This is a genomic window from Parabacteroides sp. ASF519 (assembly GCF_000364265.2).
In the GTDB taxonomy this organism is placed as follows: Bacteria; Bacteroidota; Bacteroidia; order Bacteroidales; family Tannerellaceae; genus Parabacteroides; species Parabacteroides goldsteinii.
Genome location: NZ_AQFV02000006.1, coordinates 1,780,780 through 1,805,179, shown reverse-complemented (window position 1 = coordinate 1,805,179; position 24,400 = coordinate 1,780,780). Strand labels below are relative to the sequence as shown.

Annotated in this window: 24 protein-coding genes and 3 tRNA genes; 11 read left to right on the top strand and 16 right to left on the bottom strand. The window is 47.0% G+C overall.

Annotated elements, in window-relative coordinates; all coding sequences use genetic code 11:
* Positions 1-287 precede the first annotated feature (287 nt).
* The gene (locus tag C825_RS07000; protein WP_010801961.1) at positions 288-2,651 is read right to left on the bottom strand and encodes a DUF3987 domain-containing protein; all 2,364 of its coding nucleotides are present in this window, start codon (positions 2,649-2,651) and stop codon (positions 288-290) included.
* A 25-nt stretch (positions 2,652-2,676) separates the two neighbouring features.
* Complete coding sequence (locus C825_RS06995; protein ID WP_010801960.1) at positions 2,677-2,913, bottom strand: DUF4248 domain-containing protein; 237 nt, start codon at positions 2,911-2,913, stop codon at positions 2,677-2,679.
* Between the two features lie 212 nt (positions 2,914-3,125).
* On the opposite strand from C825_RS06995, the gene C825_RS06990 reads away from it, so the two are divergent.
* The 9 genes from C825_RS06990 (at position 3,126) to C825_RS06950 (ending at position 7,684) form a co-directional block, all read left to right on the top strand.
* Positions 3,126-3,578: an HU family DNA-binding protein gene (locus C825_RS06990; protein WP_010801959.1), complete on the top strand. Its 453-nt coding sequence runs from the start codon at positions 3,126-3,128 to the stop codon at positions 3,576-3,578.
* 37 nt (positions 3,579-3,615) lie between these two features.
* Positions 3,616-4,083 carry a glucosaminidase domain-containing protein gene (locus C825_RS06985; protein ID WP_010801958.1) on the top strand — a complete coding sequence of 156 codons (468 nt, stop codon included), beginning with the start codon at positions 3,616-3,618 and terminating at the stop codon, positions 4,081-4,083.
* 376 nt (positions 4,084-4,459) lie between these two features.
* A complete protein-coding gene (gene pyrE, locus C825_RS06980) occupies positions 4,460-5,098 on the top strand; it encodes an orotate phosphoribosyltransferase (protein WP_007654984.1) in 639 nt (212 codons plus the stop codon).
* 16 nt (positions 5,099-5,114) lie between these two features.
* The gene (locus tag C825_RS06975; protein ID WP_007654986.1) at positions 5,115-5,525 is read left to right on the top strand and encodes an SRPBCC family protein; all 411 of its coding nucleotides are present in this window, start codon (positions 5,115-5,117) and stop codon (positions 5,523-5,525) included.
* 11 nt (positions 5,526-5,536) lie between these two features.
* A complete protein-coding gene (argH, locus tag C825_RS06970; RefSeq protein ID WP_007654988.1) occupies positions 5,537-6,874 on the top strand; it encodes an argininosuccinate lyase in 1,338 nt (445 codons plus the stop codon).
* Between the two features lie 4 nt (positions 6,875-6,878).
* Positions 6,879-7,331: a Rieske (2Fe-2S) protein gene (locus C825_RS06965; protein ID WP_010801956.1), complete on the top strand. Its 453-nt coding sequence runs from the start codon at positions 6,879-6,881 to the stop codon at positions 7,329-7,331.
* Between the two features lie 88 nt (positions 7,332-7,419).
* Positions 7,420-7,492: transfer RNA gene (locus C825_RS06960), tRNA-Gly, on the top strand.
* Positions 7,493-7,511: 19 nt separating this feature from the next.
* A tRNA-Leu gene (locus C825_RS06955) sits at positions 7,512-7,596 on the top strand.
* 15 nt (positions 7,597-7,611) lie between these two features.
* Positions 7,612-7,684, top strand: a tRNA-Gly gene (locus C825_RS06950).
* Positions 7,685-7,782: 98 nt separating this feature from the next.
* Here C825_RS06950 and C825_RS06945 read toward each other — a convergent pair.
* On the bottom strand, positions 7,783-8,121 hold the full coding sequence (locus C825_RS06945; RefSeq protein WP_007654992.1) for a type II toxin-antitoxin system HicB family antitoxin: 339 nt from the start codon (positions 8,119-8,121) through the stop codon (positions 7,783-7,785).
* 11 nt (positions 8,122-8,132) lie between these two features.
* Entirely contained in the window at positions 8,133-8,390 is a 258-nt protein-coding gene (locus C825_RS06940; RefSeq protein ID WP_010801955.1) for a type II toxin-antitoxin system HicA family toxin, read from the bottom strand.
* Between the two features lie 304 nt (positions 8,391-8,694).
* On the opposite strand from C825_RS06940, the gene C825_RS06935 reads away from it, so the two are divergent.
* Positions 8,695-9,813, top strand: coding sequence for an IS110 family RNA-guided transposase (locus tag C825_RS06935; RefSeq protein ID WP_010800321.1), 1,119 nt, complete (start codon positions 8,695-8,697; stop codon positions 9,811-9,813).
* A 636-nt stretch (positions 9,814-10,449) separates the two neighbouring features.
* Here the strand turns inward: C825_RS06935 and gltA are convergent.
* The 3 genes from gltA to C825_RS06920 all read right to left on the bottom strand — a co-directional run bounded on the left by gltA (position 10,450) and on the right by C825_RS06920 (position 13,211).
* Entirely contained in the window at positions 10,450-11,922 is a 1,473-nt protein-coding gene (gltA, locus tag C825_RS06930; RefSeq protein ID WP_010801954.1) for an NADPH-dependent glutamate synthase, read from the bottom strand.
* Between the two features lie 12 nt (positions 11,923-11,934).
* Positions 11,935-12,732, bottom strand: coding sequence for a sulfide/dihydroorotate dehydrogenase-like FAD/NAD-binding protein (locus tag C825_RS06925; RefSeq protein WP_010801953.1), 798 nt, complete (start codon positions 12,730-12,732; stop codon positions 11,935-11,937).
* A 95-nt stretch (positions 12,733-12,827) separates the two neighbouring features.
* A complete protein-coding gene (locus tag C825_RS06920) occupies positions 12,828-13,211 on the bottom strand; it encodes a co-chaperone GroES (RefSeq protein ID WP_007654999.1) in 384 nt (127 codons plus the stop codon).
* A gap of 146 nt (positions 13,212-13,357) precedes the next feature.
* Here C825_RS06920 and C825_RS06915 point away from each other — a divergent pair, with 146 nt between their 5' ends.
* Positions 13,358-14,569 carry a DUF4934 domain-containing protein gene (locus tag C825_RS06915; protein ID WP_010801952.1) on the top strand — a complete coding sequence of 404 codons (1,212 nt, stop codon included), beginning with the start codon at positions 13,358-13,360 and terminating at the stop codon, positions 14,567-14,569.
* Between the two features lie 131 nt (positions 14,570-14,700).
* Here the strand turns inward: C825_RS06915 and C825_RS06910 are convergent, their stop codons facing one another.
* From C825_RS06910 to C825_RS06870, 9 genes are all read right to left on the bottom strand, one after another.
* On the bottom strand, positions 14,701-15,279 hold the full coding sequence (locus tag C825_RS06910; protein WP_010801951.1) for a DUF4251 domain-containing protein: 579 nt from the start codon (positions 15,277-15,279) through the stop codon (positions 14,701-14,703).
* A gap of 161 nt (positions 15,280-15,440) precedes the next feature.
* Positions 15,441-16,793: an MATE family efflux transporter gene (locus tag C825_RS06905; protein WP_010801950.1), complete on the bottom strand. Its 1,353-nt coding sequence runs from the start codon at positions 16,791-16,793 to the stop codon at positions 15,441-15,443.
* A gap of 333 nt (positions 16,794-17,126) precedes the next feature.
* Positions 17,127-18,146, bottom strand: a complete 1,020-nt coding sequence (locus C825_RS06900) for an ABC transporter ATP-binding protein (protein WP_010801949.1) — start codon at positions 18,144-18,146, stop codon at positions 17,127-17,129.
* Entirely contained in the window at positions 18,146-19,180 is a 1,035-nt protein-coding gene (locus C825_RS06895) for an iron chelate uptake ABC transporter family permease subunit (protein WP_010801948.1), read from the bottom strand. Before C825_RS06895 ends, C825_RS06900 begins: the two co-directional genes overlap by 1 nt.
* A 41-nt stretch (positions 19,181-19,221) precedes the next feature.
* Complete coding sequence (locus C825_RS06890) at positions 19,222-19,386, bottom strand: hypothetical protein (protein WP_154278477.1); 165 nt, start codon at positions 19,384-19,386, stop codon at positions 19,222-19,224.
* A gap of 312 nt (positions 19,387-19,698) precedes the next feature.
* Positions 19,699-21,699, bottom strand: a complete 2,001-nt coding sequence (locus tag C825_RS06885) for a fructose-bisphosphatase class III (RefSeq protein WP_007655006.1) — start codon at positions 21,697-21,699, stop codon at positions 19,699-19,701.
* A gap of 185 nt (positions 21,700-21,884) precedes the next feature.
* Positions 21,885-22,787: an alkaline phosphatase family protein gene (locus C825_RS06880; protein ID WP_007655007.1), complete on the bottom strand. Its 903-nt coding sequence runs from the start codon at positions 22,785-22,787 to the stop codon at positions 21,885-21,887.
* Positions 22,788-23,074: 287 nt separating this feature from the next.
* Complete coding sequence (locus tag C825_RS06875; protein WP_007657317.1) at positions 23,075-23,383, bottom strand: hypothetical protein; 309 nt, start codon at positions 23,381-23,383, stop codon at positions 23,075-23,077.
* On the bottom strand, positions 23,380-24,333 hold the full coding sequence (locus C825_RS06870) for an IS110 family RNA-guided transposase (protein ID WP_010800681.1): 954 nt from the start codon (positions 24,331-24,333) through the stop codon (positions 23,380-23,382). Before C825_RS06870 ends, C825_RS06875 begins: the two co-directional genes overlap by 4 nt.
* Positions 24,334-24,400 lie beyond the last annotated feature (67 nt).

Sequence of the window (24,400 nt, the reverse complement as noted above, 5' to 3'; positions counted from 1 at the left end):
TTGGAGGTTCAAAAGAATGTCGTAATTTTGCTGGCGAGAAAAAAGGAACCTTTTTTTTAGTCAGTCTTTTCTACTTCTCTAACTATTAATAATCATAATTTACAAGCACTTTTCGAACCCAGTAGAATAAACTGTTTTCTTCAATACCCTTCCAACGGGTGCTTATCCGTCAGAAGTCCGATGCCTACTCGTTTTCGGGGCGATAACTATCCGTTTCAAAAAAGGTCGTTTTAGGTCGGTGAAATGTTAATGAGTCTCACGAGTGTCACGAGTCTCACCCCCATTTTTCATTTTTTGACATTTTTGCCTTTTTCTGTCTTGCGATAGTAACCGGTTGATACTAAAACGACAAGGCTGTATTCCTGTGCTTTTTTCAACATACGGAACACACTCGAACGGCTAATTCCCCGGACACCGGCCTCATCGATTATATCCGACGTCTTAAACTCATCCGGCATCACATCGAACAGGTCGACCTGTGCATCCGGCAGCTTATGACGCTGATTCGTATCGCTATGCTTCAACGACGTGCTCACCAGCAACGAATGACTCAGGCAGCGGGTCCCGATATGGAAAGCGATATCGAAATCGTCATCCAAAATCTCGATTTCTTCCGCCGTACTCTTCGTTTCACCCTTGCGGATTCCCGTCAGTGTCATCGCTATACGGAAGATAATCAAGCGATGGCGCAACACAACCGAAGCAACATCATCGTTCCCGAATACGCGTACATTATTATATTCACGTTCAAAGTAACGGTCAAGCCTTTTACGCTGCTTATCAGAAAAGACAACGAAGGTCGGAGACTTCTCCAGATGCACCGCCATATCAAGTACCCGTTGCCCCAGCCTTTCAAAATAACGCACGCTGCACATCGTATCGTCGACCGATGTAAGCGGTTGATAGTCGGCACGGCCGGTTATACGGTAAATCAGCAGACGGCTATAAAGGCCGCTCTCGGTCGAAGGGATCAGCTTCAACAACATGCCAGGGGTGCCCGTTGCCAGAAAACCCAATTCGGGGAACTCAATAAAAGAAGTCCCGTTGGTTTTCGATGAACAGCCGATCCGTTCATGTTGGAAAGCCTGGTTCAACACATAGCTATACCCTCCGAAGTCCTGCATAATCGTATTGTTTACCGATTCGAGTTCTGTCTCGTACAAAAACGAAGCATAAGGACTGTTCACATCCAACTGCTCGATCATACGCGCCGTTGTCGTGTAACCACTCATATGCAAACGTTTCTGACAGACCGGCACCGGCTCTTCCGGAGGAAGTCCTACCGGCTTCTTTCCTTTCGCGGCACGTACCTGCGCCTTATAATTGTCCGACAATTCTTTTTGTTCCTCATATTCCTTCACCTTCGCTTTCGAAATATCGAAGATGTAGTCTTGCCAGGGATCGGCCAGCTTACGGACAACATTGATACATCCCTTACCGCTTCCGGAAGGTCCTATAATTAATGTATAAAAAGGAGGCTTGTAAAGTTGCTTCTTCAACATGCCGCTGACACCCGGCATGATGGTACTGAGCACGGTCAGCGAAGAGAGGAGCATCAGGTCGTATTCCCGATCGTCGGCAGCCACCTTCAGGACGTCCGAAAGCAGTCCGGGAAAACGGTCGATCACCGCCCTGTCGAAGTGAGGCAAACCGACTTCATCCGGATCAATATCAAAGCCTAGAGGCGAATCACCCTCTGTAGTCGGATTTTCAGAAATGGGGGTGAGACTCGTGACACTCGTGAGACTCTTTTGTCCAGTGGAAGCCGTCGGAGGGCACCAGGGATTGCTGCCGTGCGACGAGCGATAACGGCGGTACACGTCTGCGACGATGCCCCGGATTTCCTTCTCCGCAAAGCCCGGTTCCACATAACGGCGCAGGCATTCGGCCATCACTTCATTTTCGTCGAACCCCGCACTGTTCAAGGCCGAAGCCAATTTGAGCACGAAGCTATGACGGCCGCCACCGGCAAAAGGATTGTTTGCTTCAAATTTGTCAATGTAGTTGGACAGCGAATTGTCCGGATAGGACGACGCACGGACAGCCGGAGCCTTTTTCGCCACCGGCACCGTTTCCTGCGGGACATGCACCACTTCGGCCACCTCTTTATAAAAAGCATCCGGATCATAGCTGGCAAAGCAACCGCGGTTGGCATCCTTGCCGGAGATATCCACCGTTACACCGGAGAGGTCGTTCTCGATCATCGCCCGCACCTGTTCGAATGCTTGCAGATGATGTTCCTGATCGCTGTCCACCAGCACGAAGAGTTTGTTTTCCGTATGGGAAGGACTGATATGCCCGGCTTTCACATAACCGAGTTGCACAGCCTGGCTGAGAATTTGCTCAGGTGGCAACAACACATCATCAAGATCAAAGCAGATGCAACCGGAGTAACGAACCATATGTTCGAGTTTACGGCCTCCAGCCATCGCTCCGCCGGGTACCAGCAGAGGGAGTCTCTTCTTGCCGGCTTCGGCTTTTTCATTTTCACTGGCAGCTAAATAGGCTTGCACTTTTTCTACCGCTTTTTTGTGTTTTCCGCTTCTGACGTCAGCAATGTAGCGTTCGAGGGTGGTTAACATCAACGTTTGCGTGTCGAATGCCGAAAAATACAACGTACATTCAACAGTTTGTCGTTTTTCTAAATCCATGGATTTATAATTAAATTAAACATTTTCAGGGTTCGCCCAGGTGTTCTACCAGGACGACGACCTGTTTTGGTGTGTATAGTTTCTGAAATTTTACCCATCCGGCGGCTTCCGGCTTGGCTTTCAGGCCGCGGGAGGTGCGTATCCATTCCCACATACGTTTATAGGCAACGACCGGCGTGTGACCGGGAAAATACAGTTGGGCGAATTCCGTTACGCCATAGGCTCTCCTCCAGGGAGAAACTTCTGTTTTTTTGTCTTCCATAATTATTTATAAATTATAATATTAACACACCACAATATAAGCATTATATCAATACGTTGTTCCGCAAAAGACGAATATTTATCAAATAAAAAATACATACTGAACATTACGCACCATCCCGCAGCCTCCCATGAAGGGGAAAGCCTGTATTATCTTTGCAATGTAGTTCAGAAACAAGTTCTTATTACACTAACCCTTAAACATTTAACAGCATGTCAGTAAAGTACAAACTGGTCTTGAAAAAAGACCTTACCCAAGGAGCGACGGCAGATGCGAAACGTTATTACGCATCTGCTCCGGTGAGCGGAATGATGGATTTCGACTCCATCTGTGAATTGATAGCCGACCGTTCCACTGCTAGCGATGGCGACGTTGCACTGGTTGTTCTCGGCCTGATTCGTGCGATGGAAGAAGCTTTACTCCGCAACGAAGTAGTTCAACTTGGAAGACTAGGTAATTTCCGGTTGTCGATCGGTAGTTCCGGAACAGTCGAAGAAAAAGATTTTCAAGCCAACATGATCCGTAAACCGAAAATCATCTTCACCCCCGGCGATAAGCTGCGCGCCATGATCGAAAAAGTAAGCCTTGAACGCATCGGCAAAGAGCAGGAAACACCGGAAGGCGGCGGAAGCGGAGGTGGAAGCGACCGCCCGGAAATTGAGTAATTTTTAATTTTCAATCTTCAATTTTCAATTAAAAACTATGACAGCACAACAAATCAACTTCGTCAAGAACTCCCTGCAGGCCGCCGTGTCTGCGGGAGCCTCTTTCAACATGAATCCCACCGTGATACTGGCACAGGCTGCCTTCGAAAGCGGATGGGGAATGAGCAAACTGGCAACAGGCAGCAACAACTATTTCGGTCTGACGGCCTACGGTTGCAGTAACCAGTACTGGCACGGTGGCAAAACAACGGTGAACACCGACAGTTACTCCCTGGATTTCCGCCGGTACGACACCCGCGAAAATTCCTTTCTCGACTTCGCCCGCCTGATCCGCAACAACTACCGTACCGCCTGGCAGGCCAGCAACAATCCGGAAGCCTATGCCCGCGAGATAGCCTACAGCCCGTATATCAGCGAACTAAACGGCGACGACCGCGAAACCTACCGCCAAAGCCTGATCCAAATGGAGAAGACGGTACGGGCGATTGTTGAGATTATTATTTAATCATTCATTTAATCCTAAAACGACCATGTCCAAATTCAAACGAATCATCGAATTCATTCTTGCTTTGCTTAATTTTTTGTTTCATTTTAAATCGTCAACAGATGATAAAACGGCTATCGTTACTAAAACTTATCCCAGCCCTGCTGTTCCGCCTGGCACGGAAAGGGATCACCCTGTATTTGAAACCATCCCTTAGGATACGGCTGCGGCTGCCATAGGGATAAGGCTGCCGGTCAACGCCTCCCGAAGGCTGGCCGGTGGCCTTTTTATTTTTAATAACATCTTTTTACCCCCTCATTTTTTTCAGGTTCTACAAGGTTATCTCATTCTGTTTACCTACTTTTGCAGACTGATATAAATATATATGTAGGATTGTATGAAAACACTGGAAAGATTAGTTGCAGAAAAATTATTAAAGATTAAAGCCGTTAAATTACAACCGGCAAATCCGTTCACTTGGGCTTCAGGCTGGAGATCACCCATTTATAATGATAACAGAAAGACGCTTTCTTATCCGGCTGTTCGTAGTTTCATCAAATTGGAACTGGCACGCGTAATCAGCGAAAAATATGAAAACGCAGATGCTATCGCAGGTGTAGCCACAGGGGCTATTGCACAGGGTGCATTAGTAGCCGATTTGCTTGGACTTCCATTTGTTTATATTCGTGCTACCCCAAAAGATCACGGACTGGAAAACCTGATCGAAGGTGAACTGAAACCGGGTTCGAAAGTTGTCATCATCGAAGACTTGGTATCGACCGGAGGAAGCAGTCTGAAAGCCGTACAAGCAGTACGTAATTTCGGTTGCGATGTGGTCGGTATGGTTGCTATCTTTACATATGGATTCCCTGTTGCTGTAGAAGCATTCAAAGATGCAAAAGTACAGTTGACAACCTTGAGCAATTACGATGCAGTCCTGGAAGAAGCCGTACGCACGGATTATATCGACGAATCCGAAATTTCAATCCTCCAAGAATGGCGTAAGGATCCCTCAAACTGGAATCCTGGTGTTTAATCATAAATGACCCGGAATGACAGAATTTGTAAGTGAGATCAAAACGATCCCCTATAACGAGGATCGTGTCTATGCAATGCTGTCCGACCTTTCCAACCTGGAACGGGTGAAGGACCGCATTCCACAAGATAAAATCAAAGACTTCGAGTTCGACAGCGACTCTTGCAGTTTCGCTGTCGATCCCGTAGGTAAAATAACCTTTCAGATCGTAGAACGCGAACCGAACAAAACGATCAAATTTACTACAACCAATTCGCCCGTGCCACTCTTCTTGTGGATTCAACTGAAACAAGTGGAAGAGGCCGATACGCGATTGAAAATGACGATACGCGCCGATCTGAACCCGTTTATCAAACCGATGGTATCAAAACCGTTGCAGGACGCTCTCGACAAAATATCAACAGTGATAGCCTCCCTGCCCTATTAATTCTCCGCATTATGGCTCAGAAACTTTGGGAAAAAAATGTACAGGTAGACAAGGAAGTCGAAACATTTACCGTAGGTAAGGACCGCGAGATGGACCTTTACCTGGCTAAATACGACGTTCTTGGCTCGATGGCTCATATAACGATGCTGGAAAGCATCGGGTTGCTCGCAAAAGAAGAACTGACGGTTCTGCTGGCGGAGCTGAAAAACATCTATGCCGTGGCCGACCGCGGTGAGTTCGTGATCGAAGAGGGCGTGGAAGACGTCCATTCGCAGGTGGAACTGATGCTGACACGCCGCCTGGGCGATATCGGCAAAAAGATACATAGCGGACGTTCGCGCAACGACCAGGTGCTGCTGGATTTGAAACTGTACACGCGTGCACAAATCCGGGAGTTGGTAGAACTGACGAACGGCTTGTTCGAGGTGCTGATCAGCCAGAGTAACCGTTACAAAGAAGTGCTGATGCCGGGGTATACGCATTTACAGATTGCGATGCCTTCATCGTTCGGCCTGTGGTTCGGGGCGTATGCCGAGAGCCTGGCGGATGATTTGCAGATGATGCAGGCAGCCTATAAGGTTTGCAACCGTAACCCGCTGGGTTCGGCAGCCGGATACGGTTCGTCTTTCCCGCTGAATCGCCAGATGACAACCGACCTGCTGGGTTTCGACTCGATGGACTACAACGTAGTCTATGCACAGATGGGACGCGGCAAGATGGAACGTACGGTGGCTTTCGCTATGGCGGGCATTGCCGCAACGCTTTCAAAACTGGCCTTCGATGCTTGCATGTTCAACAGCCAGAACTTTGGATTCATCAAATTGCCGGACCAGTTTACGACAGGTTCGAGCATCATGCCGCATAAAAAGAATCCGGACGTATTCGAACTGACTCGCGCAAAATGCAACAAGATACAGGGCCTTCCGCAGCAGATTACATTAATATGCAACAACCTGCCGTCGGGTTATTTCCGCGATTTGCAGATTATCAAAGAGGTGTTCCTGCCTGCTTTCGACGAACTGAAGGATTGTATCCGCATGGTAACACACATGATGCGCGAAGTGAAGGTGAACGACCATATTCTGGAAGATGACAAATATGCCTTGTTGTTCAGCGTAGAAGAGGTGAACCGCCTCGTATTGGAGGGTGTGCCTTTCCGCGACGCTTACAAACAGGTCGGTCTGAATATAGAAGCGGGCAAATTCACTCCGAATAAAGCGGTCAGCCATACGCACGAAGGTAGTATCGGTAATCTATGCAATGATAGTATTTCTGCTCTGATGCAAAATATTATTGACGGTTTCTCGTTTAGTAAAGTAAACGAAGCAGAAAAGGAACTGTTAGCATAAACACATGAAAAGAATATTTTTTTGTTTGGTAGTACTGTTGGCGATGTCGTGCAATAAGGTAAACGTCTCGAATGTTCCTTATGCACGGGTATATCTGGAACTGGATTTGACCTACAAAGACAAGGACCTGGTAGGTGCTCTTCATTTTAAAGAAATAACATCTACCAGCGGTCAGAACTACGGTACACAACTCGGATATTCGGGAGTGCTGGTGGTTAGCGGATTCGATTCCAACGGTAACACCAAGTATTATGCCTATGACCTCTGCTGTCCTCACGAAGCAAATAAAAATACAATGGTCAAAGCTGACAATACCGGCTGGGCAGAATGCCCCAAGTGCGGAACCAAATACGAAATAGCGTATGGTACTGGAACTCCGTCAGATGGCCCGTCAGAATTTGCATTAACGAGATTCGATGTCACTCAGCAGGGGAACAAATTATTAATCCGGTATTAAAAAAATCATCCTCTAAAGAGATTTTTTTAGTCAAATGTTTGCAAATACAAAAATTTCGTCTACCTTTGCACACGCAAACGAAAACAATGCGGAAGTAGCTCAGTTGGTAGAGCATAACCTTGCCAAGGTTAGGGTCGCGGGTTCGAGTCCCGTCTTCCGCTCATCTCTAAGAGAAGGGATGCTCGAATGGTGGAATCGGTAGACACGAAGGACTTAAAATCCTTTGGCCATTGCGGCTGTGCGGGTTCAAGTCCCGCTTCGAGTACAGTTTGATTTAATTGCGGAAGTAGCTCAGTTGGTAGAGCATAACCTTGCCAAGGTTAGGGTCGCGGGTTCGAGTCCCGTCTTCCGCTCGCTTCCAAAAGGCCTCGGTATTGCTTGCAATATCGGGGCTTTTTATTTTGCAAAAAGAGATAACAAAAAAGCCCCGCTCTAAAAGCGAGGCCGTATGTCAGAACGAAGATGCTACTTGTTTTTCCAATGCTTCTTTTATAAATGCATTTATAGAAATCCCTGCTTGTTTAGCCAGCATGGCTATTTTATTATGAATTTCGGGCGAAATACGCACATTCAAAGAACCTGAATAGCTTTTATGAGGCTCAATGCCTTCCTCTTCGCAATATGCCAGATAATCATCTACAGCCTCTTGAAAAGCCTTCCGTAATTCACTCACGCTTTCTCCCTCGAAATTCACAAGTGCATTAATGCCTTCTACCTTTCCAAAGAAGACATTATCTTTCTCGCTGAAATTAACAGAGCCGATATAATCTTTATAAGTTAATGTATTCATCGTAGCCTCCTTCATTTAATAAATCCTGCTTCAATCAAATCATTTAATACCTGCTTCATGGCGTATGTCTTAATGATATTGCCCGGATGCGGCTTATGCAGCATGATCGGACGTTTATCCTTATTCTTATAAACCACCCTCGAACCAGACGTTTTGCCTTTATTCGATTTTTCATAGCCAAAACATTTTAAAAACTTTTCTAATTCATCAAATGTGAAATCTGACGGTAAAGCCTTAAAACGTTCTATAAGTTTTTCTTTAGTCCCCATTTGGTTAATCTTTTTGCAAATGTAACTATTAATTAGTTGCAAACAATATCATATTTACAATTTAACAAAAAGGGCCATAGCATTTCTACCACAGCCCTCCCTTCATAGACACACCAATATTTATAACTATCGTATAAATATCTTCTTTACCTCTCTATATGTCTTTTCTGAATAATCCATTAGACGCAAACTTACATAAAAATTGAGATTTATAAGCGCGTCTAATAAAAATAAAGACCACTCCCTGCTGTTATTCCACCGACTTTCGTTATTTTAAAGTTGTAATACAAAAAAACTATATCTTATGGACAGAGTTTGTGGTCTTGATGTGCATAAAGATAGTGTCTTTATGTGTATTCTCACAGCAAACGGTGAGAAAATTGAAGATGTGTTTGGAACTTTAACACCGGAACTGGATCGCCTTCGTGACACTTTAGTCTCTCATGGTGTTGGTAAAGTTGCAATGGAAAGCACCAGTATTTATTGGGTTCCTATTTGGCGCATTTTGGAATGCGATTTTGATGTTAAATTGGTTAACCCTTATTTCATCCGTCAACTCCCTGGTCGTAAAACTGATATTAAAGATGCCCAATGGATTGCGACTGTTCTTCAGAAAGAGCTAATTAAGGGAAGTTATATTCCTGATTCAAAAATACAGGAATTACGTCAGTACAGTCGTCGTATCTTCCATTTGACTCGTCGCAAACAGCAAGCTGAATCTGCTATCGATCTAACGTTGCAACGTTGCAATATTCGTTTGAGTAATTATGTTTCTGATATTGGTTGTAAATCCATGCGTAAGGTGGTCAATGCATTAATCTGTGGTGAAACTGATTCTGAAGTATTAGCTCTGTTGGTTCACAAGCGTATTCGTAATAAACATTGTCATGAGGTTATTAAGTCGTCTTTGACTGGTATTGTATCTTCATCAGACAGAGACATGCTTAAAATGAGTTTGGAAGAAGTGGAACTTTATGATCGTCAGCTTCTTGAGTGTAAAGAGAAAATGCGAATAATTTGCGAGGGACATTATGCCGAGGAACTGGAAATCCTTCAAACAGCTCCTGGGATAAAAGAGGAAAGCGCTATGAGAATCATAGCAGAAATCGGTGTTGACATGAAAGCCTTTCTAACAGCATCAGCTTTAGTTGGCTGGGCTGGATTAAGACCGCGAAATGATCAAAGTGCAGGAAAGATCAAAGGAAGAAAGACTTTACATGGAAACAAGTATTTACGTGTTATGCTTACACAATGTGCATGGGGAGCCTGCAGGACTCAAACATCTAAATTTTATAGCAGATATCATACCTTGAAAAAGAGAATGAATCACAACAAGGCTTTAATGGCAAATGCTCGAAAGCTACTCGTTGTTATTTGGAATTTATTAGCTAAAAAGCAACCTTATATGCCATTTGTGAATTAATGGTTGCTTCTTAATGAGCGTTCCAAGACCCTTATATTTGTGGTGGAGTAAACCCCGTTTTTGCAAACTGGTATACAGGCACGCTCTGGCAAGGAATTGCGTCTGAGACAAACAAGCTCGAAGAGGAAATTATTTATCACTCTCTGCATAGACAAAATGTAGGGACAGCTACAAAGTGATCTTATTTTAACGGGAGTTCGAAATAAGGTTAGTGTAACTTTTATTACACAGAAAATAATAAGAAAAAAGGGACCCTTATACAGACTCCCTCCCAAAGATCATACATTTCATAGTCAAGACTGTGGCAATGTTATCTCTTTGTGTTTTTCATAGTTAAAATCTTTTCGTCAAAGGACAGGTTTATTTTTCTTTAATACAAACTTTTTGTTATATTTTTACACATACATGTTATTAAACATGGCTTGACTGTTATTCTGAGGAAGGTTATGGTACTTATTTCGAACTCACGTTTGTTTATTTATAGAGGAAATATAAGAATTAATTCAACATTCCAATAACATTTCGGATGTAAGCGCTTAAAATTCGGCTTATAACAGTTATTTTGACGTTTTTTTCACAAACAATAAAAAAGCCCGACCTGCAATCAGACCGGGCCTTATCTTTATCAGATACGGATTATTTTCCTTGTAAGCCGGCATCCATCGCGGCAGCAGCCTTACGACCGTCGCCCATGGCCAGGATTACGGTTGCACCACCACGAACGATATCGCCTCCAGCATATACATCCGGCAAAGCGGAACGCATGGTATCCTGGTCGACTACGATTGTTCCCCATTTGCTTACTTCCAGGCCGCTGAAGGCACGCGGGATAAGCGGGTTAGGAGAAACACCAACGCTGACGATTACTTCGTCCACATCAATGGTATCGATGGCTCCTTCGATAGCCACCGGACGACGACGTCCGGAAGCATCCGGTTCGCCCAGCTCCATCTTCTGCAAACGCATCTGTTTGACACGTCCCCTTTCATCACCGATATATTCGATAGGATTATGCAGTGTCATAAATTCCACACCTTCTTCCTTGGCATGTTTTACTTCTTCCACACGAGCAGGCATTTCCTCTTCGCTACGACGGTAAACAATCATAGCACGTTCGGCTCCCAGGCGGCGGGCTGTACGTACAGAGTCCATCGCCGTGTTACCACCACCGATTACGGCCACTTTCTTGCCTTGCAATACCGGCGTATCGCTCTCCGGATTGGCGGCATCCATCAGGTTGACACGTGTCAGGTATTCGTTGGACGACATGACACCAATCAGGTTTTCGCCCGGTATATTCATAAAGTTAGGCAGACCGGCACCGCTGGCTGCAAAGAAGCCTTTGAAGCCTTCTTCATGCAGGTCGTCATAACTGATAGTCTTTCCGACGATGCAGTTCGTGACGAACTTCACTCCCATCTTACGCAGGCCTTCGATTTCCACGTCTACAATCTTATTCGGCAAACGGAATTCGGGAATACCGTATTTCAATACGCCGCCAATCTCGTGCAGCGCCTCGAACACCGTCACGTCGTATCCGCGTTTTGCCATATCACCGGCAAAAGACAATCCGGCAGGACCGGAACCGATTACGGCGACCTTGATACCGTTCTTTTCTGCTACCTCCGGTACGGAGATATTGCCGCTCTCCCGTTCGTAGTCGGCTGCGAAACGCTCCAGATAACCGATAGCAACAGGAGCCTTTTTCATCTTCAAGTGGATACATTTGCTTTCGCACTGCTTTTCCTGCGGACATACACGGCCGCAAACGGCAGGCAGGGCACTGGTTTCTTTCAGGACCCTAGCCGCTTCCAGAAATTCACCCCGTTCGATATTCTTGATAAACGTCGGGATATTGATACTTACCGGACAGCCTTCCATACAGGTCGGATTCGGGCAGTCGAGGCAACGTTGTGCCTCCTGCATGGCCTGTTCCTTCGTCAATCCCAGGTTCACCTCTTCCAGGCGGGTATGACTACGGTATTCGGCATCCAGTTCATTCATTTCTACACGGGGAATATCCGTGCGTTCTTTATTTTTTTTGCTTTTGCGCAGTTCTTCTCTCCAGGGTTCGGAACGGCGGGCTGCAATTAATTCTGCTGTTGTCATTTGTTTCAGTGGTTATTTCTTTTCAATATCTTTATAAGCACCCAGACGCATAAGCATCTCATCGAAATCAACCTGGTGGGCATCGAACTCCGGTCCGTCCACACAGACAAACTTGGTCTTTCCGCCTACCGTGATACGGCAAGCACCACACATGCCGGTTCCGTCTACCATGATCGTGTTCAACGAAGCGACAGTAGGTATCTCATATTTCTTTGTAAGGGCTGAAACGAATTTCATCATGATGGCCGGGCCGATGGTTACACAAAGGTCTACCTTCTCACGGTTGATGACACTTTCTACGCCGTTTGTTACCAGTCCCTGGGTACCGTATGAGCCGTCGTCGGTCATAACGATTACTTCGTCTGAGTTTGCACGCATCTGTTCTTCCAGAATCACCAGGTCTTTCGTACGAGCCGCCAGAACAACGATCACCCGGTTGCCAGCCTTATGAAAAGCCTCAACGATAGGCAGCAGCGGGGCTACACCTACACCACCTCCGGCGCAAACTACGGTACCTACCTTTTCGATATGGGTAGCCTGTCCCAGCGGACCTACCAGGTCGGTAATATAATCGCCTACGTTCAAATCGCAGATCTTCTTGGATGAACCGCCTACAGCCTGAATCACAAGTGTGATGGTTCCTTTCTGAGTATCTGCACCTGCAATGGTTAAAGGGATACGTTCACCTTTCTCTCCCACCTTCACGATCACAAAGTGACCGGCTTTGCGTGAGCGGGCAATCAGAGGAGCCTCCACTTCCAGCTTCACGACATTGGCAGAGAAATGTTCTTTACTTACAATTTTATTCATTCTAATCGCTACTGTTGATAGTTTATTTTGTTGATTTGCTTGCAAAAATATATCAAAAAAGTGAATCTATTAGTATTTTGCCAAAGAAAAAGGCTTTATTCGAACAATCCTTCGTCGCGAAGCAGCATTAAAATCGCCGAATGGGGCACGATCAGGAACTTTTCGTCGTTAAACTTAATCTCGTAGGCGGCATTCTGCAGATAAACAGCCAGATCGCCTTCGTGCGCCTGCAAAGGCAGATAATGGACGGCTTCGTCTTCCTTCTTCTCCCATACTTCATGCTCTTCCTTCTGCGAAGGTAGCGGAAAACCGGGACCTACCTTGATGATATAGCCGCTTTGTATCTTCTCCTGCTGTACGGTGGGCGGCAGGTAAAGGCCTGATTTAGTCTGACTCTGCGGATTCTTCGGCTTGATAAGCACCTTGTCGCCTATCATGATGAATTTGTCTATGTCTTTTTGGTCGATTGATAATTGCATAATTACTGAATAAATAGAATTAATAAATGAGAACAAATCTACAAAATATCTTTATATACGAGACGAATAAGTATAAAAAACGGCCATAGGCATTGCCTGACTCTTCTTTATTCTTATATTACGCCAACTTTATAACAGACTACAACATGAAAACATTACCTCTTCTATTTTTTACTTTTTTCCTGGCAACCGGTTGCTCAGGTACGAAAAAAGATTCCGCCGCACAACCGGATAACGGAGAAGAAACGGCAGAAACAACAATACAGCCGGCCGCTCCCATCTGGTATGAAGGAGAAAAACCTATCTTTTTTAATGTAGAAGAGAATTATCCGGAAACGAATATCCGCCTGAGCGATCTCTCCGATGCGTTGTATATACCACTGGAGACCAACGACAGTACGCTTCTGAGGCAAATCGGGACATGCGAGGGCAACGAATATTTGCTGACTAACGACTTCATCTACGCACAAGAAGAGCAAGCGGCTATTTATATATTCAAAAGAGACGGCAGCCTGGTCCGGAAAATCGACCATAAGGGCGGAGGACCGGGCGAATACAGCTATATAAGCAGCTATGCCGTCGATACCCTCCGGAAAGAGATCTTCGTTCAGGATGCCAACCTAAAGAAAGGATGCACGTATGTCTACGACCTCGAAGGGAACTTCAAACGTACCTTCCTCAACAAAGCGAAAGAGATCACGATCCTCAACGACTCGCTCCTGCTCAATTATTTCAGATACAATCCGGGAGGTCCACGCTATTCGGTCGTCCGCAAAGAAGACGGAAGCACGGTAAAAAAATTACCGATCCGCTTCCCAACCCAACTGCCTCACGATAGCCACGGGCGCCTGGCCTACGGAAGCCTGGTAAAGAGCCCTAAAGGGGCCTTTATGGCTAATTTGGGCAATGATACCATCTTTGAAATCCGGCAAGACTTGCAGGTTATTCCGCGTATCATCGACCAAAGCAAATATCCAACCACTTTTGCCCAAGTGCATCCGACGATCGAGACCGAGCGCTACCTGATGTTCTATATCCTGCGTTGCCATTCGTATAAGCCGTATGTCGACGAGCATTACTACATCTATGACAAGAAAGACAACCAGATCTACAAGATGACCGACTATCCGGGCAATTCATACTGGACGCTGATGGACGATTATCCGCACATCACCAACTGGAGCACAACACAGAATAGCAACGTTGCCGTACGTACCCGCCAGGTCTACGCCTTACAGGAAGCCGAAGGTAAACATGGCGATGCCGAATTGAAAAAACTGATCGAAACACTCGATGACGATGCCAATCCGGTTTTACAGATCATGCTGTTCCACACGGTAGACCAGATAAAGAAGTAATCAGGCAGAGTGATCGTTTAAAATACAAAATAGCACGCAGATAACATAGATCGAGCAGATGAACACAGATTTATTAATTAAAATATCTGCGTCAATCTGCTCGATCTGTGTTATCTGTGTTATCTGTTACGTTAAATGGAACGTCCCTTAAACACGTTAGACTGTTCGGTCGGATACAGGGTACCGGTGAATGAAATACGGTTGCTGTTGAAGTTAGGACTGACAGTGGCCGTACATTTGTTGGAACCTTTCACCATACGGAAAGTCACGTTTGCCGAAACGGCTACGCCTTGTACCATCATACTGAAAGTAATATTGCCTTTCTTATCGGTCTTCATTTCCACATTCGAAGCGTTTCCTTCTACAGTGATTCCACCGATGCCGTTAGGACCTGCATAAGCTCCGTTGAATGCCAACTGGATGGTTGCGCGGTTGCCATCCATAGAGACGAAGTTGGTACTCGGAGTGACATAAACAAAACGTCCGCGTTTAAATTCCACACGATCGGCTTCGAGCACGAAGTCCTTGTCGTTAAGAGCCTGGACGGCTTGTTCGAACAATGCCATATTTTCAGCTTCTTCGGCTGCTTTACGGGCTTCTTTCTCTGCTTTTTTGGCAGCTTTCTCGGCTGCTTTATCCTGTTGTGCCATCATTGTCCCTGAACCGGCACTAAACAGCAGGACAGCTAGCAATAATAATACTCTTTTCATACTTCTATTCTTTTTAATTGTTAATCGGATACTGAGATATTTTTGACGCGGATGATACGGATAACGCGGATTAAAACATCAATGTACATTTTTCTTAGCCAGGCCATCCACGTCAAATATATCTCTTTTTGTATATATAGACAAATAACGTGCCGGTAAGTTCAATTTATCCCTTTACTTTTTATGTTTTTAACATGGTACCACAGGAAACCCCAAGCAGTTACGGCCGCAATGAAGTCTGAAAACGGTGATGCATACCACACCCCGTCCAGTCCCCACACATGCGGGAATGTCAAAAGGGCAGGAATCAGGAAAAGACACTGACGGCTCAGACTCAGGAACATCGCTTTCCAGGCAATACCGATACTCTGGAAGAACTGGCTAATGGAGATCTGCGAACCGACCACCACGAAAACGAGCAGGCTGATACGCAAACCGTTTGCCGTCACCTCAATCAGTTCGGGGTCGTTGGTAAAGGCCCGGGCTATTATTTCCGGAAACAGGACACTGCACAGACAACCGATCCCCATAATAACAGTCGATGTGATAATCACCAGCCACAAGGTATCCTGCACACGCTTATGCTGACCGGCCCCATAGTTGAAACCGACAATCGGCTGCATCCCCTGCGCAATACCGATAATCAACATCACCAGAAGCATCCCGACGCTGGTGATGATACCGTTGGCCCCCAAAGCCAGGTCGCCGCCATATTGTTTCAAGGCGTAGTTCTGGATAACGACAACCAAGCTGCCCGCCAACTGCATGGCGAAAGGCGAAACACCGATCGTCAGGATATTCCATACCACATGGCGTTCCAGTTTGAAAGTGCCTTTATGGAAACGGACAATGCTGTCTTTCTGAATAAAATGGTTCATGACGAACAGGGTACTGAGCAGCATGGAGATGATCGTTGCAATAGCTGCTCCCCGGATACCCATATCCAGCCAGAAGATAAAGATCGGGTCGAGTATCACGTTGGCTATCGCTCCGATCAGCATGGTAAACATGGCCTTCTTCGGATAGCCGGATGCACGCATGACAGCGTTGAAACCAAAGCTGAGCGAAGTCAGGATCGTTCCGGGGACCACAATATTCAGGTAGTCTTTGGCATAAGGAATCGTTTGTTCGCTTCCGCCAAAGGCCAGCAGGAGGTCTTCCATCCAGATCATACAGGGAACGACCGTGATGATCGTAATAATGAATGTCAGCGTAAAGGCATTTCCCAGGACCTTTTCCGCCATCTCGTTTGCTTTCCGCCCCAGATGGATGGAGACACGGGTAGCCGCACCTGCCCCCACCAGCATACCGAATGCCTGCAAGAAGAGCAGGATCGGGAAGGTCAGCGTCAGTCCGGCAATAGCCAGCGCACCGACTCCCTGACCGATAAAGACACGGTCCACAATATTATACAAAGCATTTACCATCGTCCCGATCACCGCCGGGATAGCATACTGCAACAGCAGGCGGCTCACTTTCTCGTTCTCCAGCCGTCCGATTATTTCATTTGCCATAATTCATCTACACTTATCTTGTTATACTTTCGTTCTATTTAGAAATTGTTTTGAATTTATATCTGGTTCAGCCCTGTCCCCGTGCTTGACACGGGGACGCAGAAAAACTGACTGCATCAGATGATAAATACAGGATACGGTCTATGCCTTTGCGATCCCGTGTCAAGCACGGGAACGGGATAGCATATAGCTCCCCCTGTTGTTCCGGTAGTGCACCATCGGGATGATGCTATTCACACCACCGGGATGAGGTAGCCAACACCATCCCGATGAGGCAGTCAGCACCATCCCGATGAGGCAGTCAGCACCACCGGGGTGGTGCGAACCCCGCCCTTACCGTCCCGCCCAGTGCCGCCTTATCGTTTCGACCAGTGCCGCCACCCCGGATAATACCTTCACCTCGCCTCCGGGCAGGGTCAGCGACAGATGACGGGCGTCGAGGCAGTTGATATTGAGCTGTCCGTCTTTCACTGCCGAAGGACGGAAGCCGTTACGGATCATAGCATTGCCTACCCAATAGGAAACAAGGAAGTCGCCCTCCACTCCTATCGGTTCGACGGGTGCCTTCGTATTCAGTTTTCCGGTTGACGGATCGAAAACAATCCCTTCTTTTCCGAAGAAAGACTCGAAGGCGCCGCTCAGGATCAGGTCTTCGGGCGTACCGCACGCCATCGGACGGCCTTTTTCCTGTAGCCAGAGGCAATCGCCCATCTGGATCGCCAGGTCGAGGTCGTGGGTGGAGAGCAGAATCGCTTTATGTTGTTCTACGGCCAGTTTATGCAGCAACACCATGGTCTCGATCCGGCTGGTGACGTCGAGGAATGCTGTCGGCTCGTCCAGCAGGATGATCGGGCATTGTTGTGCCAGGGCTTTGGCGATCATGGCCTTCTGCCGTTCTCCGTCGCTCAGTTCGGATACGTAGTTTTGTGCTTTATGGGCAATGCCGGCTGCCGTCAGCGATTGTTCGATAATCTCCCTATCGGTTTTCTTCAACTGTCCGAAGAAACCGGTGTACGGATGACGGCCCAAAGACACCAGTTCGTAAACGGTGATGCCGCCCGCATTCGTCTTTTCCGTCAGTACAACACCTACCGTCAGTGAAAAGTTGCTTTGAGAGTAGGAAGACAACGGTTTTCCCATCAGGCGGATCTCGCCGCTCAAGGGAGGCTGGAAACCGCAGAGCGTGCGCAGCAACGTTGACTTTCCGGCACCGTTCAGTCCGAGAAGGCAGGTGACTTCGCCCGGTTGCAGGCGCAGGTTCAGGTCGTCATGGATGACCTTGCGCTTTCCGCCTTTCAGCAGGTAGCCAATACTGAGGCGGCTGGCTTCTATTACAGGTTCTTGCATATTCATCAGTCGAAGTATTGGATATTTTTACGATTCACAATCACATAAATAATGACCGGCGCACCCAGCATGGGGGTTACGGCATTCAACGGGAGTATATTATTGGTTCCGGGCATCACCATCAGTATATTACACAACAGGGCGATACAGGAACCGGCAAGCATCGTGACGGGCACCAGCATCTTATGGTTGGACGAACCCAGCATCAGACGGGCGATATGCGGCACGGCAAGTCCGATGAAGGAGATCGGGCCACAGAAAGCGGTCGTCGTAGCCGTCAGTAAACCGGTACAGAACAGGATGGCAATACGGGTCCGCTTGATCTTGATCCCCAGGTTGGCCGCGTACATTTCGCCCAGCAGCAGGGCGTTCAACGGCTTTATCAAGAGGATTGCCAGCAGCAGTCCGGTCAACGTGAACAGGAGGAAATAAGGCAGTTGCATCAGCGATACGCCGGAGAAATTGCCGAGGCCCCACATGACGAAGGCGTGCACCTTATCCGTCGAGGCATAGTAATTCAGGACGGAGATCAGGGAAGAGGCCAGGTAACCGATCATGATACCGATGATCAGCAGCATGACATTGCTCTTCACCTTTGCCGAAAACCAGATGATCAGTCCCAGGATACAAGCGGCACCGGCAAAGGCAGCGATAATAACCGCCAGGTAACCGCTGATGGGCAACTCCGTCACCATACTGAGCGTCCCGCCGAAATAGAGCATGATGGCCGCGACTCCCAGGTTTGCCCCGTCGCTGATCCCCAGGATGGAAGGGCCTGCCAGCGGGTTACGGAACAGAGTCTGCAATAACAGGCCGCTGGTAGCCAGCGAGGCTCCGGCAAGCAAAGCCGTAACCGCCTGCGGGAAACGGGATTGCAAGATGATATTCTGCCAGGCGGGCCGGCCCACGTCTTTCCCCAGAAGGATATCGATCACGCTCTCCAGCGGGATGGAAACGGCACCGTACACCAGGCCTCCCATAAAAAGTAGGGCCAGGAGAAGCGGCAAGAGGAAGTATGGTAAAGCGATTTGTTTAAACATTTCTATTTAGTTATTATCCTATTTGAGAGTTTCACATCTTATCAGTTTTGAATGTTACTTTTCTCTTGAAAGAAAAGTAACCAAAAGTTCAAGGCTGCATCCGCTTCGCTACTCCGCATCCTACGTTCGCTGTCGTCTGTGAACTCGCTACGCTCAAACAGCACAGCCTCCGGGCGCTCACTACGGATGCTTCGCTTTACGCTCACCAGATGAGGCCTTTCGTAGAACGCTTTGCGTTCTCTTAAGATTGCCGATACTACCTGTTAAATCCGCAAGTTTTTGTTCTATAAGTACCGGTATCGGCCATCCTAAGAGGAAGCACAGCTTCCTTGAAAAGGCCTAAGCGGGTGAACGTCCGCGTAGGGGGAAGACGAAGCGGTTAAAAAAATCCGTTGTCTGAGCGAAGCGAGTTTCGGATTTTTCAGCGAAGTCTTTCACCGGAGCAGTGAAGCCGGTTAAGCCTTGATCTTTTGACTACTTTTCCATCAAGGGAAAAGTAGGTTCAAATATTTCTATATTCAATACTCACTCCGTTCCTTCTCTTTGATAAATCCGTTGCGGTAGGCATACAGCAACTTTTCCAGGTCATGAATCTGGCGTTGCAGGTCGGCGCCTTTATCGGTATCTTTCACCATCTGGCGGTGAGAGCTCAACTCGACCACAATCGTGGTGGAACGGATATCACGGCCTTCCTTGATTGCCTGGTCGGTAGACAGGAACGGTTCGTGCTGTACCAACTGGAAACCGCGGGAATGATAAACCAGCGTATAACCGGCAATACCGGTCTCGGGATGGTAAGGTCTGGAGAAACCGCCGTCGATAACCAGCAACTTGCCGTTTGCCTTGATCGGGTTTTCTCCCTGGATGGAGCGGACAGGCACATGACCGTTGATGATATGGCGGTGAGGCCCGGTCACCCCGAACTCGTCCAGTATCATATCGCATACCTTTTCTTCTTCACGCAGGGTATAATACGCCCCTTTCTCTTCCTTCTGCACCTCTTTATCATCGATAAAAGCCCGTTCGAAGGTTGCCATCTTGCTCTTGTCGAACAAAGGAGAGTCTTTTCCTCCCCAAAGATACCAGATGTAATCGAGGGCAAAGTCCTTCTCCGGAGAGCCTTCCGAATCGAAATAAGCGGTACGGATCAACTGGTCGACCTTATCCAGCAAAGCCTTACCCTTGTATTCCTGCCCTTCGATACAAATGTTCTTCAACGTTCCGTCGGCGTTCATCGGGACAGAGGCATGAAACAGCAGGTTGGAGTTACAAACCTGATACATACTGCCATGCCGGAAGAGGCAACGCATATGTTTCTTCAGCTTCTCGCTGCATTCGAACGAGTGGAGCATGCGGTGCATCAGGTCTTCCTCCTCGATAGACAGCGCGTACGGGTCTTTCGGGTTGATGGTAGGCCAGTTTTTGTCTTTCAGTTCATATTCTTTCCCGTCCAGATGGATGGTCCCGCGTTTCAGGTCGATATGGTGTAACAGCAGGCGGTCGTCCATATCGAATTCGGGGCGGCGGCGGATAATATCCCCTTCCAGCTTGAACTGGATGATCGTTATTGCCTTGTGCATCTGCGAGATCAGGCGGATCGTCTTTTCGTCGAAAGCCGAGTCGGCCCCATTAGTCTTCGGCATGAACAATTCGCAGGGATCGTCGCCATAAATATCCATTGCAAAGGTAGCCAGAGGTAGCAGGTTGATGCCATAGCCATCCTCCAGGGTTGCCAGGTTACCGAAACGGAGGCACATGCGGATCACATTGGCGATGCTCCCCAGGTTGCCCGAGGCCGCCCCCATCCACAGGACATCGTGGTTACCCCACTGGATATCGAAATGATGGTAGTCGCAAAGCGTATCCATAATGATATGTGCTCCCGGGCCACGATCGTAGATATCGCCGATCACATGCAGCAGGTCGATCGTCAGCCGCTGTATCAGGTTACACATGGCGATAATAAAATCGTTTGCCCGCCCGGTCGAGATAATCGTTTTGATAATCTGGTCCACATAGGCCGACTTATTCGGCTCGACCGACGACTCATGCAGCAACTCCTGGATGATATAGGAGAACTCTTTCGGTAATGCCTTGCGCACTTTCGAGCGGGTATATTTGGACGATACATTACGGCACACCCTCACCAGTTGGTTCAAGGTGATCAGATACCAGTCGTCCAGATCGGGTTCCTTCGAGCTGACCAGTTCCAGTTTCTGTTCCGGGTAATAGATCAGCGTACAGAGTTCTTTCTTCTCGTAATCGCGCAATGTATTGCTGAATATCTCATTCACTTTACGCTTGATCGCTCCGGAGGCATTTTTCAGCACATGATTGAACGCCTGATGTTCTCCGTGAATATCAGACAGGAAATGCTCCGTACCCTTCGGTAAGTTCAGGATCGCCTCCAGGTTGATGATCTCTGTACTGGCATCCGCAACAGTCGGGAAACTACGTGCCAGCAATTGCAGATAACGCAGGTCACCAAGCACATATTCGGGTGTTATATCTTTCGTCATATAATGTTTACTGTCTTATTTCGTGCAAAGATAAACAAATACAGGGAGACAAGCTATTTCAATTTCATTATTAGGGACAGCAGGAAAACAAAAATCGATAGTTACCGGCCTTCCAACGGGTAACTATCGATTCCTTCACGGACTACTATCCGAACTTTACTAACCAACTGCTATCGGCATTCGTCTTATTTAAAAACCTGTTTCATCGGTCTTCCGATCCAAACCTGAGGTTGTTTCAGGTTAAAGATATAAGCGATTGTCGAAGCGACATCGAACTGCATCATGCTTTCAGTAAATTCATATCCTTTCTTTACGTTTTTACCTGAGATAATGAAAGGTGTTTCCATTTCCTGCATAGTCTTGCCGCCATGCCCTTTGTTGATACCGCCATGGTCGGCAGTAACGATAAAGATCGTTTCATCCAGCATGCCTGCATCGGCTACAGCCTTTACAATCTCGCCGATATATCCGTCCAGTTCTTTTAACTTCGTATAATAGGCCGGAGTATCATGTCCGTCGCCATGCCCCACGCCATCAGGCTGCTCAAAGATGATACCGACAAAAGCCGGACGGGATTCCTTTATATAAGAGACAACCGCATCCGTACATCCCCGCGGATTGCTTTCAGAAGGAGCGATATTCACTTCCTTATTCATCGCCTGCATTTCCGCCAGATACTTCATGCCGCCCCATTCATAAATATATCCCATCTCCGCATCCGGATTAGCGTCACGGAACAATCCCCACACAGAAGGGAACAAACCGTAATGGCTGATCTCACGCGACGGAAGCTCCGGCTTTTCCGAACCCCACTCCGTAAACCCGTGAATCTCCGGTCCTGCCCCCATAAACATGGATGCCCAGTTGACCGCACTAGAAGAAGGCAATACACTTCTCTTCTTCAACGTATAAGAACCATCCGCCATCAACTTCTTGACAGTCGGCATCTCCGCCTTTTCCACACTATAAGCACCCCAGCCGTCGAGGCCGATCAACACGACATGTTTGGCTTTCCACTTTGCCGCACTAGCGACATTCACACACAGGAAAGCACAGACAATCAACAAAAAGAATCTACTTTGTTTCATATGTAAATAAATTGCGCTCCCTATCTCAAGAGAGCCGTTTAAACCATTAATAAATTGATTTTTTTAGAGTTCAGACAAAACAAAAGAGAGCACTTGTATAGATACAAATGCGGTTGGCTATTATCTTTGGGCATTTTATAATTTTACAACAGCTAAGAAAAAAAATTTCATACACGCGTTAAAGGACTCGCAGTCTTGACCGCTTAGCAGTTGAGATCAGTTTCATGAGCGACCTCTTGCTGTTTCTTACGACAACAAGCCAGTAAAAATCGACCTTCTCTATGTTTTTAACCTACTTCTGGGATTGGACCATCATCACGGCTGATTTTAACTTTATAGCCAAGTGCTTCCAGCTCTTTCTTCAAGTAATTTTTCCGTTTCTGCTCCATCCTTTGGTTGAGATATTCCGCACCGAGTTCCTTATACTCACAAGCCTCTTTCAGTACATGCCATACCGATTTCAGGATCGAGTGTCCTACTGCTACTAAAGCCCTCTTTTTCCCTCGACGGGCGGCTAAACGGTGATAACGTGCACTGTAAAAGGTGTTCTTGGTACGGGTGGCTGCCCACGCAGCCTCCGTGATTACGGCTTTCAACTGTTTGTTGCCATGGGTGGTTCTACCACTTTTTTTTTACCTGCGCTCTCGTTATTGCCTGGACAGACACCGGCCCACGAAGCCAGGTGCTTTTCGGTTGGAAAGGCTTCCATATCCACACCTATCTCTGCTATCAGGTCTTCAACCGTTTTCCGGCTAAGTCCGGGGATCTTCTGCAAGAGTTCCATCACATTCTCATAAGGAGATAAAACCTCTTTTATACGGCAGGTAAGGTCAGCTATGATGGCTTTCGTCTGTTCCATATCTTTACGGATGGTCTGCAACATATAGATGTGATGCGGTTCTATAAAGCCTTCACAAGCCTGATAAAGAAGTTCCGGACTGGCTTCAAGTTTTTTATGATAGATGCAAGTTATGTCATCCATTGTTACATGACCCTTATCGATCAACATATCTATCAGCTTGTTCGCCACGACTCCGTCCAGGCTGCACACCACGCTGGAAAGTTTGATGTTACAATCTTCCAGGATACGAACAATACGGTTTTTCTCAGAAGATACATGCTGGATCAACTTGTTACGGTAACGGGTTAAATCACGAAGCTCACGTTGTTCACGCTCCGGGATATAACTCGGTTTCAACAAACCTGCTAAAAGCAGTTTGCAAATCCAGGCACTATCCTTTTTATCCGTTTTGTGCCCGGGAACATACTTGATGTGCCGTGCGTTCACGATCCAGACTTTCATATCTGGACATTCAAGAATCTTATAAACCGGCTTCCAGTAAACACCGGTACTTTCCATGGCTACATGCGTAATGCCACTGGATAATAACCATTCTTTTAATTCTGTCAAAGAACTACTGAAGGTCTTGTAACTGCGGGTTTCAGTTTTGAGACCTTCGCCACTTATCGTAGCAACTACCATGTCCTTGTGGACATCTATTCCACAACCCCGGAGGATGACTTGTTCAAAAGGTACTGTTTTCATTGCATTCGTTTTTTCGAGTGAATGACACTAAAGTAAACAATACCCCCCTATTTACATTCTCTTGGAC